Consider the following 16,506-nt stretch of genomic DNA (forward strand, 5'->3'; position numbering starts at 1 on the left):
CCTCTGAACATGAAGCCCAGGCCGCGACGCCCGACGTCGCCCATAGAACAATACCAACAAGCCGAGGCAACCATGAACCCGACCGGCGTGCAGCAGCAGGCCCCCGCCCGAACCTCGAGCGGCCCCTTCGCCTGGTACCGCGACATCGACTCCCAGCAACGACGCACCTTCTGGAGCTGCAAGATCGGCTACGGCCTGGACGGCATGGACACCCAGATGCTGAGTTTCGTCATCCCCACCCTGATCATGGTGTGGGGTATCAGCACCGCCGAGGCCGGGTTGATCCACACCAGTACCCTGATCGCCTCGGCCCTGGGCGGCTGGATCGCCGGCATTCTTTCCGACCGCATCGGGCGGGTGCGCACCCTGCAGCTGACGGTATTGTGGTTCGCCTTTTTCACCTTCCTCTGCGGCTTCGCCCAGAGCTACGAGCAACTGCTGATCGCCCGCACCCTGATGGGCTTCGGCTTTGGCGGTGAATGGACTGCCGGCGCGGTGCTGATCGGCGAGGTGATCCGTGCCCAGGACCGCGGCAAGGCGGTGGGCATGGTGCAGTCGGGCTGGGCCATCGGCTGGGGCCTGACGGCGATCCTCTATGCCCTGCTGTTCTCCTGGCTGCCGGCCGAGCAGGCCTGGCGCGCGCTGTTCCTGCTGGGCCTGCTGCCGGCGATCTTCGTGATCTTCGTCCGGCGCCTGGTCAAGGACCCGGAGATCTACCGCCAGGCCAAGGCCGAGGAGCAGGCCGAGGCGCCTGCGCAGTTCTACGAGATCTTCGCCTCCGGCATGCTCTGGACCACGATCCGCGCCTCGCTGCTGACCACCGGCGCCCTGGGCGGCTATTACGCCATCACCTCGTGGCTGCCGACCTTCCTCAAGAACGAGCGCGGCCTGAGCGTGCTGGGCACCGGCGGCTACCTGGCGATGGTCATCGTCGGCTCCTACATCGGCTACGTGGTCAGCGCCTACCTGTGCGACCTGCTGGGGCGCAGGAAGAACTTCATCCTGTTCGCCGTGGGCTCGTTCGTCATCGTCCTGCTCTACACGCAGATGCCGGTCAGCGACGGGGTGATGCTGTGGCTGGGCTTCCCCCTGGGCTTCTTTGCTTCGGGCATCTTCAGCGGCATGGGCTCGTTTCTCACCGAACTGTTCCCGACCCGGATCCGCGGATCGGGGCAGGGCTTCTGCTACAACATCGGCAAGGTGGTCGCGGCGATGTTCCCGTTGCTGATCGGCCTGCTCGGCGAGAAAGTGCCGTTGGGCCTGGGGATTGGTGCCTTCGCCGCGGTGTCCTACGGTGTGGTGATCCTGGCGGCCCTGAGCTTGCCGGAAACCCGCGGCAAAGCGCTCCAGGCGCGCTAAGGTAGGCATCATGAACATTGATACGGAGGTCCGCCAGGTGAAACGCCTGCTACTCAATTGCGACATGGGCGAGAGCTTCGGCAACTGGCGCATGGGCCAGGACGCCAAGGTCATGCCATTCATCGACTGCGCCAACATCGCCTGCGGCTACCACGCCGGCGACCCGGGTACCATGCGCCGCACCGTGGCCCTGGCCCTGGAGCACCGGGTGGCCATCGGCGCGCACCCAGCCTATCCGGACCTGATGGGTTTCGGTCGCCGCTCCATGGCCTGCAGCAGCGACGAGATCCGCGACCTGCTGCATTACCAGATCGGCGCCCTGGACGGCATCTGCCGGGTGCTCGGCGGCCGGGTGGCCTACGTCAAGCCCCACGGCGCGCTGTACAACGACATGATGGCCAACCCGGACATCCTGCGCACCGTGCTCGAAGCGGTGGCGGCGTTCGACAGCGGCCTGCCGCTGATGCTCATGGCCACCGCCGACGACAGCGCCGCCCAGGCCCTGGGCGATGAAGTCGGCGTGCCGCTGTGGTTCGAGGCCTTCGCCGACCGTGGCTACACCGCCAGCGGGCACCTGATGTCGCGGCGCTTGCCGAACGCTGTGCACCACGATCCGGCGCTGGTGGTCGAGCAGGCCTTGCGCCTGGCCAAGGGCGAGGCCCTGGTGGCTGACGACGGCAGCGATGTGCGCTTGAACGCCAGCACCCTGTGCGTGCACGGCGACAACGACGGCTCGGTGGCCGCCGTGCGCCAGATCCGCCAGGCCCTGGATGCACTGGAGCAAGCATGACGCCACGTATCGAGGTGGTGGCCATCGACAGCCTGATGGTGCGGCTGTTCGATGCCATCGATGAAGGCAACATGCCTTGGATCCTCGCCGCCAGCCAGCGTTTGCGGGACGCTTTCGGCCAACAGCTGATCGACTTGGTGCCGTCCTACACCACGCTGATGGTGCAGTTCGACCTGGCGCCGGGCGAGGCGCGCCAGCGTATCCTGCATGCGCTGGAGGGCCTGCGGCCGGATGCCGGCCAGGCCGGGCGTCGGCACGAGATCCCGGTGTGGTACCACGCCAGCGTCGGCCCCGAGCTGCCGGTGCTGGCCGCGCGCGGCGGGATGAGCGAGGCCGAGGTGATCCGCCTGCATTGTGCTCGCGACTACCCGGTGTTCGCCCTGGGTTTCGCGCCGGGCTTCGGCTTCATGGGCCTGGTCGACGAACGCCTGGCCACGCCGCGCCTGAGCACCCCGCGCAAGCGCGTGGCGGCGGGCAGCGTCGGCATCGCCGAGCGCCAGACCGCCGCCTATCCGGCCGTGTCGCCGGGCGGCTGGAACCTGATCGGTCGCACGCCGGTGCGCCTGTTCGACCGCGAGCGCGAGGGCTACAGCCTGCTGCAGCCTGGCGATCGGGTGCGTTTCGTGGCCGTCGAGCGGGCCGAATTCATCAACCTGGGCGGTGACGACAGCCCGCTGGAGGCCCAGGCATGAGCCAGTTGAGAGTCGAGGCCAGCACCGCGCTGTGCCTGTTGCAGGATGCCGGGCGTTTCGGTGTGCGGCACCTGGGCGTGACCCAGGGCGGCGCGCTGGACTGGGTAGCGATGCGCTGGGCCAACTGGCTGCTGGGCAATGCCCTGGGCAGCGCCGTGGTGGAGATTGCGCTTGGCGGCTTCAGCGTGGTGGCCGAGCAGGACTGCGTGCTGGCGCTGGCCGGGGCTGACCTGGATGCGCAGATCGACGGGCAGGCCGTGGCGCCCTGGACCAGTTTCAATCTGGGCAAGGGCCAGCGCCTGACGCTGCGTCAGCCTCGCCAGGGGGTACGTGCTTACCTGGCGGTGCCGGGCGGGTTCGTGGGCGAGTCGGTGCTGGGGAGTTGCTCCACAGTGGTGCGGGAAGAGCTGGGTGGAGTAGACGGTCAGGGTAGGGCGTTGGTGAAAGGGCAGGTACTGCATGCTGCTGGAGCCATCGCGGAAGTAGCCCACTCCCTCGTGCCCGAAGCGCTGCGGCCGGTGTATGCCGAGAATCCGGTATTGGACCTGGTGATGGGCGCGCAGATCGGCGACTTCGGCGGCACCAGCCTGTTCGAGGCGTTCAACCGTGACTGGACGCTGGACAGCCGTGCCGACCGCATGGGCATTCGCCTGCTCGGGCCACAACTGGTCTACCAGGGCGCGCCGATGATCTCCGAGGGGATCCCCCTCGGCGCCGTGCAGGTGCCGCCGGACGGGCAGCCGATCGTGTTGCTCAATGACCGGCAGACCATCGGTGGGTATCCACGGCTGGGGGCGTTGACGCCGTTGGCGTTGGCGCAGCTGGCACAGTGCATGCCGGGGGCAGTGGTGCGGTTTCGGGCGGTGGTGCAGGATGAAGCATGGCGGGAGCAGCAGGCTTATCTGAGCCGTTGGGGATGAAGCTATCGGCCCTATCGCGGGGCAAGCCCGCTCCCACGCCTGATCGAGGTCTGGACGTGGGAGCGGGCTTGCCCCGCGATAGGGGCGGCCCTGGAAAACACTACTTGGACAGGTAACGCATCCCGTCTTCCAACCCCTGCAAGGTCAGCGGAAACATCCTGTCCTCGATCAGGTCCCGCACCAGATGGGTTGAAGCGGTGTACTCCCAGGCCTGCTTCGGATACGGGTTGATCCAGATGATCTTCCTGAATTTCTCCATGAAGCGCTGCATCCACACATACCCGGCTTCTTCGTTCCAGTGCTCGACGCTGCCGCCCGGCTGGGTGATCTCGTAGGGCGCCATGGCCGCGTCGCCGACGAACACCACCTTGTAGTCGTCGCCGTACTTGTGCAGCAGGTCGAAGGTGGAGAAGCGCTCCGAGGTGCGGCGCAGGTTGTTCTTCCACACCGACTCGTAGATAAAGTTGTGGAAGTAGTAGTACTCCAGGTGCTTGAACTCGGTCTTGCAGGCCGAGAACAATTCCTCGCACACCTTCACGTGGGCGTCCATCGAACCGCCGATGTCGAACAGCAACAGCAGCTTGACCGTGTTGCGCCGCTCGGGGCGCATCTGGATGTTCAAGAGGCCTGCGTCACGGGCGGTGTGGTCGATGGTGCCGTCGATGTCCAGCTCTTCGGCGGCGCCTTCGCGGGCGAATTTGCGCAGGCGGCGCAGGGCCAGCTTGATGTTGCGCGTGCCCAGCTCGACCTGATCGTCGAGGTTCTTGTACTCGCGCTGGTCCCACACCTTCACCGCCTTGCCCTGGCGCTTGCCGGCCTCGCCGACGCGGATGCCCTCGGGGTTGAAGCCGCCTGAGCCGAACGGGCTGGTGCCGCCGGTGCCGATCCACTTGTTGCCGCCGGCGTGGCGCTCCTTCTGCTCTTCGAGGCGTTTCTTGAACTCCTCGATCAGCTTGTCCAGGCCACCCAGGGACTGGATCTGCGCCCGTTCCTCGTCGGTCAGCGAACGCTCGAACTCCTTGCGCAGCCAGTCGTCGGGGATCAGGGCCTCGATATGCCGGTCGAGGTTTTCCAGGCCCTTGAAGTAGGCGGCGAATGCCCGGTCGAACTTGTCGAAATGACGCTCGTCCTTCACCAGGATGGCCCGGGCCAGGTAGTAGAAGGCGTCCATGTCGGCGAATACCACGCCCTTTTGCAGGGCGTGATGCAGGTCGAGCAGCTCGCGCACCGACACCGGTACCTTGGCCGCGCGCATTTCATTGAACAGGTTGAGCAGCATGGCCCGGCTCCTGTCAGCGGTTGCCGCGCCGGCTCATGAAGGCCAGGCGCTCGAGCAGTTGCACGTCCTGCTCATTCTTGACCAGGGCCCCGGCCAGCGGCGGGATGGCCTTGGTCGGGTCGCGTTCGCGCAGCACGGCTTCGCCGATGTTGTCGGCCATCAGCAGCTTGAGCCAGTCGACCAGTTCGGAGGTGGAGGGTTTTTTCTTCAGGCCCGGGACCTTGCGCACGTCGAAGAACACATCCAGCGCCTCGCTGACCAGCGACTGGCTGATATTCGGGTAGTGCACGTCGACGATCTGCTGCAGGGTGGCGCGGTCGGGGAAGGCGATGTAGTGGAAGAAGCAGCGGCGCAGGAAGGCGTCGGGCAATTCCTTCTCGTTGTTGGAGGTGATGATGATGATCGGGCGCTGCTTGGCCTTGATGGTCTCGTCGATCTCGTAGACGTAGAATTCCATCTTGTCGAGTTCCTGCAACAGGTCGTTGGGGAACTCGATGTCAGCCTTGTCGATCTCGTCGATCAGCAGGATCACCCGCTCGTCGGCCTCGAAGGCTTCCCACAGCTTGCCCTTCTTCAGGTAGTTGCGCACGTCGTGGACCTTGTCCACGCCCAGCTGCGAGTCGCGCAGGCGGCTGACCGCGTCGTACTCGTACAGGCCCTGGTGGGCTTTGGTGGTGGACTTGATGTGCCAGGTGATCAGGCGGGCGCCGAAGGAGGCGGCGAGCTGCTCGGCGAGCATGGTCTTGCCGGTGCCCGGCTCGCCCTTGACCAGCAGCGGGCGCTCCAGGGTGATGGCCGCGTTGACCGCCAGCTTCAGGTCGTCTGTGGCGACGTAGTCGCGGGTGCCTTCGAACTTCATGAACCGATCCTCTGGGTGGCTGGGCCTGACTCATCGTGGGGCAAGCCCGCTCCCACAGGATTTGAGCGCAACCTGTGGGAGCGGGCTTGTCCCGCGATGAGGGCAGTGCAGCCAACGCATGTTTATTGATGTGTCAGCGACTATAACCCCGCACCCGCCGCCTGCAAACGCAGACCGGGTATTCAGTCCCTGAATGGTCCGTCACTGTCGACTCAGTCGGATTTGGGTTCGGGTTGTTCGTAACGTGCATTGAACGCCTGGATGAACCCGTTGCGCAGGATCTGCAGGAACGCCTCGAACGCGCTGATCTCTTGCTTGTGCACACTGCCGCTGAGTTCTACGCGGGTGGCAAACTGGTTTTTCGGCTGATTCTTCAGCACGGTCTCGGTGGCGCCCACCAGCGCCTCCCAGATCGAACGCAGGAATCCTTTGTCCTGTTCTTGCACATCCTGTTGCCAGTTGAACACATCGACATTGCGTAGCAGCGGTTTGATATAGCCTTTTAGCCAGCCGTTTTCTGCTTCGGCCTCGATCACCACATCGCCGTGTCCAGCATTGAAGTCGAACTTGCCATAGGCGCTGGCAAAGTCATTGAGTCGGCGCAGTTCGATGCCCTTGGCGCGCAGGCGAAACTGGAAGTCGTCGAAGTCGCTGAACGGATCGAAGGTCGCCTTGCTCTCGACCTCGGCATCGCCCAGGAGCAAGGCCGTCCCTTCGAAGCTGGCGTCGCGCCGACCTTTTTCATCGCGCACGTTGGTCAGATTGCGGATGTTGGCCTCCAGCCGTGTGGCCTTTAGATCGACCGGCGGTTTGGAGTTGAAGTTGCGAAAGGTCACGGTGCCTTGTTCGATGCGCACGTCGTTGAGGGTGATGGGCAGCAATTTCTCCAGCTGCTGGCGCCAGTCGGTACCCTGGCCAGTCTGCGAGTTCTGCTTGTTGCCGCCATCGACGAAGTTCAGTTCGGGGCGCACGAAGGTCACTTCGGCGACCACGGCGCGGTCGTACCATAGCGCATGCCAGCTCACCGACAGGTCGATCAGCGGTGCATCGAGCAGGGGAACCGGGACCTTGCCGCTGACCTTGACGATGTTCAGGCCGTTGATCTGGTAGGCGCCGCGCCACCAGGCCAGGTCTACGTCGGTTATTTGACCACGGTAGTCGCCCATGTCGGCCAGCCTGTCGTTCAGGTAGTCGCGAACCAGGTAGGGGAGGGCCAGGTGCAACGTCACAAGCAGCGCGACCAGGCTGGCAAGGCCGATCAATGGCCAGCGATAACGTGCTTTCATGATGATTCTCCGCACCGGGATGTGTGGTTGACCACGGGCCTCTTCATCGAGTTCGAACGGGCTTTACGCTCCCCCGTTGCAGGCTTACCCTCATGGTTTTCCCTGCTCTTTCATGTTCAAGGACCCCTGCCATGAGCCGTATCTACGCCGACAACGCACATTCCATCGGCAACACGCCGCTGGTGCAGATCAACCGCATCGCCCCGCGCGGAGTGACCATCCTGGCCAAGATCGAGGGGCGCAACCCGGGTTATTCGGTGAAGTGCCGGATCGGCGCGAGCATGATCTGGGACGCCGAGAGCAGCGGCAAGCTGAAGCCGGGCATGACCATCGTCGAACCCACCTCGGGCAACACCGGCATCGGCCTGGCCTTCGTCGCCGCCGCCCGTGGCTACCGATTGGTGCTGACCATGCCGGACTCGATGAGCCTGGAGCGACGCAAGGTATTGAAGGCACTGGGCGCCGAACTGGTGCTGACGGACAAGGCCAAGGGCATGAAGGGCGCCATCGAGAAGGCCAACGAGATCGTCGCCTCGGATCCTGCCCAGCACTTCCTGCCGGGCCAGTTCGACAACCCGGCCAACCCGGCCATCCACGAGAAGACCACCGGCCCCGAGATCTGGAACGACACCGACGGCGCGGTCGATGTACTGGTGGCGGGCGTCGGCACCGGTGGCACCATCACCGGCGTGTCACGCTACATCAAGCACACCCAGGGCAAGTCGATCCTGTCGGTGGCGGTGGAACCGGTGAACTCGCCGTTGATCAGCCAGACCCTGGCCGGCGAGGAACTCAAGCCCAGCCCGCACAAGATCCAGGGCATCGGCGCCGGTTTCGTGCCGAAGAACCTCGACCTGTCGATCGTCGACCAGGTCGAGACCGTCACCGAGGACGAGTCCAAGGCCATGGCCATCCGCCTGATGCAGGAAGAGGGCATCCTCTGCGGCATCTCCTGCGGCGCGGCGATGGCGGCGGCGGTGCGCCTTGCCGAGAAACCCGAGATGCAGGGCAAGACCATCGTGGTGATCCTGCCGGACTCGGGCGAGCGCTACCTGTCGAGCATGTTGTTCAGCGACATGTTCACCGAGCAGGAAACCCAGCAGTAAGCCTGGGGCTGCTGCGCAGCCCATCGCGGCGCAAGGCCGCTCCTACAAGGAGGTTGCGCTCGCCTGTAGGAGCGGCCTTGTGCCGCGAACGGGGCCCGGGATATCCGGGCCACCGCTGATCCGGCGCAATGTCGGCCTCATTCCTTTATTGCACAATCCTTGACACTGCGATCCGGCACCGGTTGTTTTTACCCGGCCCGGATGGGTTTATGATGTCCGGCTATCTGGGGATGGCCAGATTTCCCCTCCAAGGAGTGTTGCATGACCTTTTCCTTCGTCGCCAAGGCAGGTGTCCTGCTGGTGTTCTTCGGCAGCGTGCTGTTCGTGCACCTGCGCGGCAAGGCGCGCCTGCCGGTGCTGCGCCAGTTCGTCAACCATTCGGCGCTGTTCGCCCCCTACAACAGCCTGATGTACCTGTTCTCCGGCGTGCCTTCCAAGCCCTACCTGGACCGCCAGCGTTTTCCCGAGCTGGACGTGCTCAAGGACAACTGGGAGGTGATCCGCGAAGAGGCCATGCGCCTGTTCGACGAGGGCTACATCCGCGCGGCGGAGAAAGACAACGACGCCGGCTTCGGGTCGTTCTTCAAGAAGGGCTGGAAGCGTTTCTACCTGAAGTGGTACGACAAGCCGCTGCCCTCGGCCGAGGCGCTGTGCCCGAAGACCGTCGAGCTGGTCAGCGGCATCCCCAACGTCAAGGGTGCGATGTTCGCCCTGTTGCCCGGCGGCAGCCACCTGAACCCGCACCGTGACCCGTTCGCCGGCTCCCTGCGCTACCACCTGGGCCTGTCCACGCCGAACTCGGACAACTGCCGCATCTACGTCGACGGCCAGCCCTACGCCTGGCGTGACGGCGAGGACGTGATGTTCGACGAGACCTTCGTGCACTGGGTCAAGAACGAGACCGATGTCACTCGCGTGATCCTGTTCTGCGACGTCGAGCGCCCGCTCAACAGCCCGCTGATGACCCGCATCAACCGCAAGGTCAGCGCCTTCCTCGGTCGCGCCACCGCGCCGCAGAACACCGATGACGAGCGCGTCGGCGGGATCAACCAGGCCTACGCCTGGAGCAAGCGCTTCAGCAACGTCATCAGCACCCGGGTCAAGCAGTTCAAACGCGCCAACCCCAAGGCCTACCGCGTGCTGCGGCCGGTGCTGGCGGTTGTCGTCGCCTACGCGCTGTACCGCTGGCTGTTCTGATCCGGTTGTGCAAGCGCGTTCCCGCTCCTGGTGGGAGCGGGCTTGCCCCGCGATGATTCCCCCGCTATATTCCGAAACACCCTCTTCCCAGAAGACCTGTTCATGCCTGCCATCCCTTCCACCACTGCTTACGTTCTCGCGCCTGTCGCGGGCGTGGTCGTGCGTGGCAGCCAGCAGCCGGCCATGATCAGTCACTACCCACCACCTGTCAGTGGCGTCGTAGGCGGCGTAGCTCCGCCTCCTTGCGCAGTCGTGGTGTTGGGCTGATCGGCCGCTGGCCGCTCCCCACCGCACTCGCAACCTACTGAACACGGTCGGCTATCCCCGCAAGTCGCGATAGGCCCTCCGTACGGCTCATTTGCCCGTATACAGGTGGCAATACATGTCTTTTTTCAACAAAGCATCCGTGGCCTCGGCGGCCACTACCAGTCTGTTCGTCCTGCTGTGGAGCAGCGGGGCGATCGTTTCCAAGCTCGGCCTGACCCAGGCCAGTCCTTTCGCCTTCCTGCTGCTGCGTTCGGCCCTGGCGCTTTTCGGTCTGTTGCTGATCGGTCCGTTACTTGGCCTGCGCTGGCCCCGTACCCGGGGCGGCATTGTTCGCGCCCTGGGGACCGGCTGCGTGCTGCTGGGCGCCTACCAGATCTTCTACCTGCTGGCGCTCAATACCCATGTGACCCCCGGCGTCATGGCCACGGTCATGGGCGTGCAGCCGATCCTTACCGTGGTGCTGATGGAGCGCCAGCGTTCCTGGAGCCGGCTGTTCGGCCTGGGCCTGGGGCTTGGCGGCCTGGTGATGGTGGTCTACCAGGGCATCAACCTTGGCGGGGTGTCCCTGGCGGGCATGCTGTTCGCCCTGCTGGCGCTGGCCAGCATGACCTTCGGCTCGATTCTGCAGAAGCGCATCAGCGACAACCCGATGGGCACCTTGCCGCTGCAGTACCTGGCCGGGTTTGCCCTGTGCGCGCTGTTCGCGCCGTTCCAGCCGTTGCATGTCGAGTGGAACGCCAGCTTCATCGGCGCGCTGCTGTGGATGGGGCTGGTGGTTTCGCTGCTGGCCACGCTGCTGCTGTACCGGCTGATCGCCCGTGGCAACCTGGTCAATGTCACCAGCCTGTTCTATCTGGTGCCGGCGGTGACGGCGGTGATGGACTTCGCCATCTTCGGTAATCGCCTGGCGCCGCTCAGCTTGCTGGGAATGGGGTTGATCGTGGTCGGGTTGCTGTTCGTGTTCCGCAAGCCGGCGTTGCGCACCGCCGAAGCTTGAGATGATCCGGTGGGAGCGGGCTTGCCCCGCGATGCGTTCGCCAGGTTGTTTTGTTGCCTGGCCTGACGCAATCGCGGGGCAAGCCCGCTCCCACGTCATGACCGTGCCGGGCGCAGCACCAGCCAGAGCGCCGCGGCGATCAGCAGGCCGCCATACAAGTGCGCCATCGACAGCGGTTCATCCAGCAGCCATGCGCCCCACAGCACGCCGAACACCGGGATCAGGAAGGTCACGGTACTGGCCTTGACCGGCCCGATCTCGTTCAGCAGGCGGAAGTACAGGATGTAGGCGAAGGCGGTGCACAGCAGCCCCAGGCCCAGCAGCGACAGCCACACCTGCCAGCCGCCCCAGCTCGCTGGTGGCTGGGTCAGCGCGCTCCAGGCGAACAGCGGGCTCAATAGCAGGGTGGCGCCGAGCATGCTGCCCAGGGCCGACAGGCGGCTGTCCAGCGTTCCCACCCAGCGCCGCGCCAGGAAACCCGCGAAACCGTAGCAGGTGGTCGCCGCCAGGCACGCCAGGGCGCCTTGCACCAGGGCCATATCCAGCGCCACCGGGCCGGCGCCGCTGAGGATGCCGACGCCGAACAGGCCGAGGAAGATCCCGCAGAGCTTGGGCAGGGTCATCGCCTCGCGGAAGAACAAGGTGCCGATCAGCACGCCCATCAGTGGCGTGGTGGCGTTGAAAATGGCCGAATAGCCCGCCGGCAGCACCTGCGCCGCCACGGAATAGAACGTGGCCGGAATGCCCGAGTTGATCATGCCCAGCACCAGGCAGGCGCCCAGCTTGCCCTCGAAACTCCAGCGCACGCGGGCGGCGGCGAGGATGGCGATCAGCCCCAGACAGGCGATCGATACGCGGAAAAAGGCGGTCGGCACGGTGCCAAGTTCCGGGGCGATGATGCGCATGAACAGGAAGCTGGCGCCCCAGACGGCGGCAAGGGTCAGCAGGCGGGCAAGGGCGATGGGGCTCACGGGTGGTCTCCGGCGGTGGGGCAGGGGCGCGAGTGTACGTCAGTGGGCAAGCGGGATTCTTGTGCTTTCTTGCTGTGTAAGCCTTATCGCCTGCGAGCCCACTCCCACGTGTGGAACACTGGCGGCGTGGGAGCGGGCTTGCCCCGCGATAAGGCTTACACAGCCTGCGAGCCGCTTACGGACGACTAAGCTATCTAACTCAACTTGCCATGAGATCCCGCGCATGACCCAACCCTGGCCCGCCGCCGACATCGCCCGGATGATCCTCGATGGCTTCGACGACTACCGCGAGCATTTTCGCCGCATCACCCTCGGTGCCCGCGAGCGCTTCGAGCAGGCCCGCTGGCAGGACATCCAGCACGCCGCGGCGGCGCGGATCAACCTCTACGAAGAGAAGGTCGCCGAGGTCAACGGTTGGCTGCGCCAGGGCTTCGAACCCTCCCAGCTGCTGGACGTCGAGCAGTGGCCGTTGGTGAAGAACGCCTACATCCGCCTGATCGACCCGCGGCTGGATGATGAGCTGTCCGAGACCTGGTACAACTCGCTGTTCTGCAGCCTGTTCAGCCATGACCAGATCAGCGACGGCTGCATGTTCATCCACACCACCCGCCCGTCAATGCGTGGCCACGAACGCGCGGCGCAGACGCGTACCTATGCACTGGATGGCGGACTGAAGGGATTGCTGCGGGCGATCTTCGCCGATTACCGCTTCGATGTGCCCTACGGGGACCTGGAGGGCGATCTGTCGCGGTTGCAGGACCAACTGCGTGAATGCCTGCCCGACTGGGTGTGCAAGGACCCGGCGCTGGCGGTGGAGCTGTTCACTCCGGTGCTCTACCGCAACAAGGGCGCCTACCTGGTCGGGCGCCTGTACACCCAGGACGAGCAGTGGCCGTTGGTGATCCCGCTGTTGCACCGCGAAGGCCATGGCATCGAGGCCGATGCGCTGATCACCGACGAGGCGGAGGTGTCGATCATCTTCTCCTTCACCCGTTCGTACTTCATGGTCGATGTGCCGGTGCCGGCGGAGTTCGTCAACTTCCTCAAGCGCATCCTGCCGGGCAAGCACATCGCCGAGCTGTACACCTCGATCGGCTTCTACAAGCACGGCAAGTCGGAGTTCTACCGCGCGCTGATCAACCACCTGGCCAACAGCGACGACCGCTTCTTCATGGCGCCGGGGGTGCGCGGGATGGTGATGAGCGTGTTCACCCTGCCGGGCTTCAACACCGTGTTCAAGATCATCAAGGACCGTTTCTCGCCATCCAAGACCGTTGATCGTGCCACGGTGATCGAGAAATATCGCCTGGTGAAGAGCGTGGATCGTGTCGGGCGCATGGCCGACACCCAGGAGTTCGCCGATTTTCGCTTCCCCCGCGCCAAGTTCGATCCCGACTGCCTCGCCGAGCTGCTGGAGGTGGCGCCCTCCACCGTGGCGCTGGAGGGTGACACGGTACTCATCCGTCACTGCTGGACCGAGCGGCGCATGACCCCGCTCAACCTCTACCTCGAACAGGCCAGCGAAGCCCAGGTGCTGGAGGCGCTGGAGGACTACGGGCTGGCGATCAAGCAGCTGGCGGCGGCCAACATCTTCCCCGGCGACATGCTGCTGAAGAATTTCGGCGTAACCCGCCATGGCCGGGTGGTGTTCTATGACTACGACGAGATCAGCTTCCTCACCGAGGTCAACTTCCGCCATATCCCGCCACCGCGCTACCCGGAGGACGAGATGTCGGGCGAGCCGTGGTACTCGATCGGGCCGCACGATGTGTTCCCCGAGGAGTTTCCACCGTTCCTGTTCGCTGATATCGGCCAGCGCCGCTTGTTCAGCCGCCTGCATGGCGAGCTGTATGACGCTGATTACTGGAAAAGCTTGCAGGAGGCGATCCGGGCAGGGAAGGTGATCGATGTGTTTCCGTATCGGCGCAAGGGGCGCTAGATCATCACGCAAAGCCTGTAGGAGATCGCCCAACCCGTCGCGCAGGGAACAAAGCTGCAAGCATCGTCAGCGTGGGAGCGGGCTTGCCCCGCGATGCGGCGTATGGCACCGGCTATGCCGGTGATCGCGGGGCAAGCCCGCTCCCACGCTGTCCCGGCTAAATCAAGGAAATACGTTTTGTTCCATGAGAGCAGGATGGCTTCAACCTTTCAGGCACTTGAGCTCACTGAAATCCGCCCGCACCTTGCTCAGGCGCTGTTGCAGGAACTGCTTCTGCGCAGGGCTGCTCTGCTTCATCAGATCGACCAGCAGGCTGCGCGCCTGCTGTTCACTGTTCTCATAGGCCTGGCGGTACTCCGCCGTCCACAGGCTTTCCTTGCGCTGCAGCAGTTGCGCAAGGCGCGGTTCGAAGCCGGGCGTGGCGCGCTGGTCCATTGCCAGCACCAGCTGTTGCTGCCAGTGCGCGCGATTGGCGATCGACTGGCGGTTCTGGTCGCCCAGGGCCTGGGACCAGCTCATCACCCGCAAGCGTTGCTGCGCGCTGAGTTCACCCAGCCAGGGTTCCAGGCGTTTCTGCATGCGCACGGCGCGCTGTTCGATCTGTTTGGGCAGCGGGGTTTCGTCATAGGTTTTGCGGCGCTTGTCGATGTCGGCGCGAAACGCCTGGCGCATCTCGGCGACCTGGGAGTCGCTCATCCCGCGCAGCAGTTCGGTGGCCGAGGGGGTGATCGCCGTGGCCACCCGGCCGATGGCCTGGCGGGCTTCGAGGGTGCGTTGCTCCAGGGCCTGGTCGGTGACCGCGTCATCGGCCACCATCAGCCGCACCCGGTCGAGCCAGTCGAGGTAGCCGGGCAGTTGCGTCTTGCAGTGCCAGGCCAGTTGTTGCCTGAGCCGTTCGTCGAGCAGCTGTTTCTGCTCGCGGTTCATGTCCAGGTAATCGTCCAGCGACCAGGGCACGAGGCGGTCGAGGTTGCGGTAGGCCAGGTCGATGCGGCTGCAGGCCGCAAGCGCCAGGGCGAAGCCGATGAGGAGCAGCAGGGCGTGGGTCAGGCGTCGGGGCATGAGCGAATCCTTGCACAGGCTGGCCAGGCAGTGGACGCAAGGTGGGCCCGAGGGTTCCGGCGCATGCGCGCTCGGGCGGACGGGCGGGTCAAGTGTTAGAATAGCCGCCTTGTCTTGAGGATCTTCGGAAATGGCTCTGCTTGGGCGTTACAACAGTTTGCAAATCGTGAAACACGTGGAATTCGGCCTGTACCTGGACGGCGGCGCCGACGGCGAGATCCTCCTGCCACGGCGCTACTTCCCCAAGGATGCCGAACTCGAGCTGGACGACTGGCTCAACGTGTTCATCTACCTCGACAGCGAGGACCAGCTGATCGCCACCACCGAAAAGCCGAAGATGCAGGTGGGCGAGTTCGCCAGCCTCAAGGTCAAGGACATCAACGGCGCGGGCATCTTCCTCGACTGGGGCCTGTCCAAGGACCTGCTGATGCCTTACTCGGAAGAGTCCCGGCCACTGAAGATCGGTGACTACTGCGTGGTCCACGCCTACCTGGACAAACGCACCCGGCGCATCACCGCCACCGCCAAGCTGGACCGCTACCTCGACCGCACCCCGGTGGACTACCAGGTCGGCCAGCCGGTCGAGCTGCTGGTGGCCGGCGAGACGCCGATGGGCTTCAAGGCGATCATCAACAACCGCCACTGGGGCCTGATCCACAAGAACGAAGTGTTCAAGTTCCTGCGTTCGGGCATGCACGAGAAGGGCTTCATCAAGGAGGTGCGCGCCGACGGCAAGATCGCCCTGAGCCTGCAGCCGGTGGGCCAGGCCCTGGCCGACGGTTTGCCCGAGCAGATCATGCAGCGCCTGGAGGCCAATGGCGGCGTGCTGGCGGTGTGCGACAAGAGCGATCCGGCGCTGATCAGCCAGATGTTCAATGTCAGCAAGGGCAACTTCAAGAAAGCCATCGGCGCTCTGTTCAAGCAGGGCCGGATCGTCATCCATGACGATCGCATCGAGCGGGCCTGATCAGGCCTGCACGAAAGTGCTGAAGTCCAGCTGCTCGCCACCCGGGCGGCTGTCGCGCAGCAGCGAGTCGCGGTCGGCGCTCAGGGCCAGGCTGATGGTCGAGCGGCGTTTGCCGGCGTTGCGCACTTCCATCTGCTCCTGGTGAGCGCGCAGGAAATTGGTCGGTACCTTCAGGTGTTGCAGTTCGTCGGTTTCCGGGGTGTGCAGCAGCAGGTTGACCCAGTCGGGCTGGCCTTTGCGCAGCAGCGCCACCGGCACCTCGAACCACCACAGGTTGCGCTTCTTGTCGAGGATGGCGAACAGGGTGTTGTCGCGGTTGAGCACCGGCCGGGTCAGCGCTTCGTTACGGCGAGCGATGGCGGTGGGTTTGTCGAGTTTCATGCAGGTTCCTGCGGGTTGACGCTAGATTGGCCTGATATTGTGCGGGTGGGCTCATCGCGGGGCAAGTCGCATCGGCGCGCCGCCGCTCCCACACGGAAAGCGCGAAGCCGTTGGGCTGGGTCCAGGCAAACTAATTGAAACTCCTGCCGATGGCCGTGGGTCGATCAGGTGTCGACACGATTTCCCGTGTCTTTCCGGCAAGGAGACATCCCATGAGCGGCACCAAGGATAAAGCGAAAGGCCTGGCCAACGAGGCCGTGGGCAACATCAAGCAAGGCGTCGGCAAGGTGACCGACAACGACAGGCTGCGCGCCGAGGGCAAGGCCCAGGAATTGAAGGGCGAGGCGCAGCAGGCCGTGGGCAAGGTCAAGGATGCCGTGAAGAAGCCTTGATCGCAGTGGCATTGTCGCGGGGCAGTGCGTTCTCACTCGGTG

16 protein-coding genes are annotated in these 16,506 nt (G+C 64.7%); 10 read left to right on the forward strand and 6 right to left on the reverse strand.

All coding sequences use genetic code 11. The annotated features are described in order from the left end of the window. The first annotated feature begins 72 nt into the window (after positions 1-72). Genes VUG52_RS06960 through VUG52_RS06975 form a run of 4 tightly spaced genes read left to right on the forward strand, consistent with a single transcriptional unit; the run spans position 73 to position 3,761 of the window. Positions 73-1,359, forward strand: a complete 1,287-nt coding sequence (locus tag VUG52_RS06960; RefSeq protein WP_331832618.1) for an MFS transporter — start codon at positions 73-75, stop codon at positions 1,357-1,359. Between the two features lie 10 nt (positions 1,360-1,369). Then, positions 1,370-2,149 (forward strand): 5-oxoprolinase subunit PxpA, encoded by a 780-nt coding sequence (locus VUG52_RS06965; RefSeq protein WP_198745408.1) that lies wholly within the window; start codon positions 1,370-1,372, stop codon positions 2,147-2,149. Next, positions 2,146-2,841, forward strand: a complete 696-nt coding sequence (gene pxpB / locus VUG52_RS06970) for a 5-oxoprolinase subunit PxpB (protein WP_331832619.1) — start codon at positions 2,146-2,148, stop codon at positions 2,839-2,841. The genes VUG52_RS06965 and pxpB overlap by 4 nt, the downstream gene beginning before the upstream one ends. Further along, entirely contained in the window at positions 2,838-3,761 is a 924-nt protein-coding gene (locus VUG52_RS06975) for a biotin-dependent carboxyltransferase family protein (RefSeq protein ID WP_331832620.1), read from the forward strand. The genes pxpB and VUG52_RS06975 overlap by 4 nt, the downstream gene beginning before the upstream one ends. Before the next feature lie 100 nt (positions 3,762-3,861). Here the strand turns inward: VUG52_RS06975 and VUG52_RS06980 are convergent, their stop codons facing one another. From VUG52_RS06980 to VUG52_RS06990, 3 genes are all read right to left on the reverse strand, one after another. Continuing rightward, on the reverse strand, positions 3,862-5,040 hold the full coding sequence (locus tag VUG52_RS06980; RefSeq protein ID WP_050706827.1) for a vWA domain-containing protein: 1,179 nt from the start codon (positions 5,038-5,040) through the stop codon (positions 3,862-3,864). A gap of 13 nt (positions 5,041-5,053) precedes the next feature. Next, on the reverse strand, positions 5,054-5,899 hold the full coding sequence (locus tag VUG52_RS06985; RefSeq protein WP_011535085.1) for an AAA family ATPase: 846 nt from the start codon (positions 5,897-5,899) through the stop codon (positions 5,054-5,056). 212 nt (positions 5,900-6,111) lie between these two features. Then, positions 6,112-7,185, reverse strand: coding sequence for a DUF748 domain-containing protein (locus VUG52_RS06990; RefSeq protein ID WP_050706826.1), 1,074 nt, complete (start codon positions 7,183-7,185; stop codon positions 6,112-6,114). A gap of 131 nt (positions 7,186-7,316) precedes the next feature. Here VUG52_RS06990 and cysK point away from each other — a divergent pair, with 131 nt between their 5' ends. The 3 genes from cysK to VUG52_RS07005 all read left to right on the forward strand — a co-directional run bounded on the left by cysK (position 7,317) and on the right by VUG52_RS07005 (position 10,752). Next, positions 7,317-8,291, forward strand: coding sequence for a cysteine synthase A (cysK, locus tag VUG52_RS06995; protein WP_050706825.1), 975 nt, complete (start codon positions 7,317-7,319; stop codon positions 8,289-8,291). A 261-nt stretch (positions 8,292-8,552) separates the two neighbouring features. Continuing rightward, positions 8,553-9,488, forward strand: coding sequence for an aspartyl/asparaginyl beta-hydroxylase domain-containing protein (locus tag VUG52_RS07000; protein ID WP_028693043.1), 936 nt, complete (start codon positions 8,553-8,555; stop codon positions 9,486-9,488). Positions 9,489-9,870: 382 nt separating this feature from the next. Continuing rightward, complete coding sequence (locus tag VUG52_RS07005) at positions 9,871-10,752, forward strand: DMT family transporter (RefSeq protein WP_050706824.1); 882 nt, start codon at positions 9,871-9,873, stop codon at positions 10,750-10,752. A gap of 95 nt (positions 10,753-10,847) precedes the next feature. Here the strand turns inward: VUG52_RS07005 and VUG52_RS07010 are convergent, their stop codons facing one another. Beyond that, complete coding sequence (locus tag VUG52_RS07010) at positions 10,848-11,723, reverse strand: DMT family transporter (RefSeq protein WP_050706823.1); 876 nt, start codon at positions 11,721-11,723, stop codon at positions 10,848-10,850. Between the two features lie 223 nt (positions 11,724-11,946). On the opposite strand from VUG52_RS07010, the gene aceK reads away from it, so the two are divergent. Beyond that, entirely contained in the window at positions 11,947-13,662 is a 1,716-nt protein-coding gene (gene aceK / locus VUG52_RS07015) for a bifunctional isocitrate dehydrogenase kinase/phosphatase (protein ID WP_050706822.1), read from the forward strand. 201 nt (positions 13,663-13,863) lie between these two features. Here aceK and VUG52_RS07020 read toward each other — a convergent pair whose 3' ends face one another. Further along, entirely contained in the window at positions 13,864-14,724 is an 861-nt protein-coding gene (locus VUG52_RS07020; RefSeq protein ID WP_331832621.1) for a DUF6279 family lipoprotein, read from the reverse strand. A gap of 130 nt (positions 14,725-14,854) precedes the next feature. Between VUG52_RS07020 and VUG52_RS07025 the strand changes: the two genes are divergently transcribed. Beyond that, entirely contained in the window at positions 14,855-15,691 is an 837-nt protein-coding gene (locus VUG52_RS07025) for a CvfB family protein (RefSeq protein WP_028693048.1), read from the forward strand. On the opposite strand, the gene VUG52_RS07030 is transcribed toward VUG52_RS07025, so the two are convergent. Then, positions 15,692-16,072 (reverse strand): hypothetical protein, encoded by a 381-nt coding sequence (locus VUG52_RS07030; protein ID WP_050706820.1) that lies wholly within the window; start codon positions 16,070-16,072, stop codon positions 15,692-15,694. 212 nt (positions 16,073-16,284) lie between these two features. Here VUG52_RS07030 and VUG52_RS07035 point away from each other — a divergent pair, with 212 nt between their 5' ends. Further along, positions 16,285-16,464, forward strand: coding sequence for a CsbD family protein (locus tag VUG52_RS07035; protein WP_050706819.1), 180 nt, complete (start codon positions 16,285-16,287; stop codon positions 16,462-16,464). The last annotated feature ends 42 nt before the right edge of the window (positions 16,465-16,506 follow it).

Origin of the sequence: Pseudomonas sp. LH21 (assembly GCF_036549575.1) — a bacterium.
GTDB classification, from domain to species: domain Bacteria; phylum Pseudomonadota; class Gammaproteobacteria; order Pseudomonadales; family Pseudomonadaceae; genus Aquipseudomonas; species Aquipseudomonas peradeniyensis.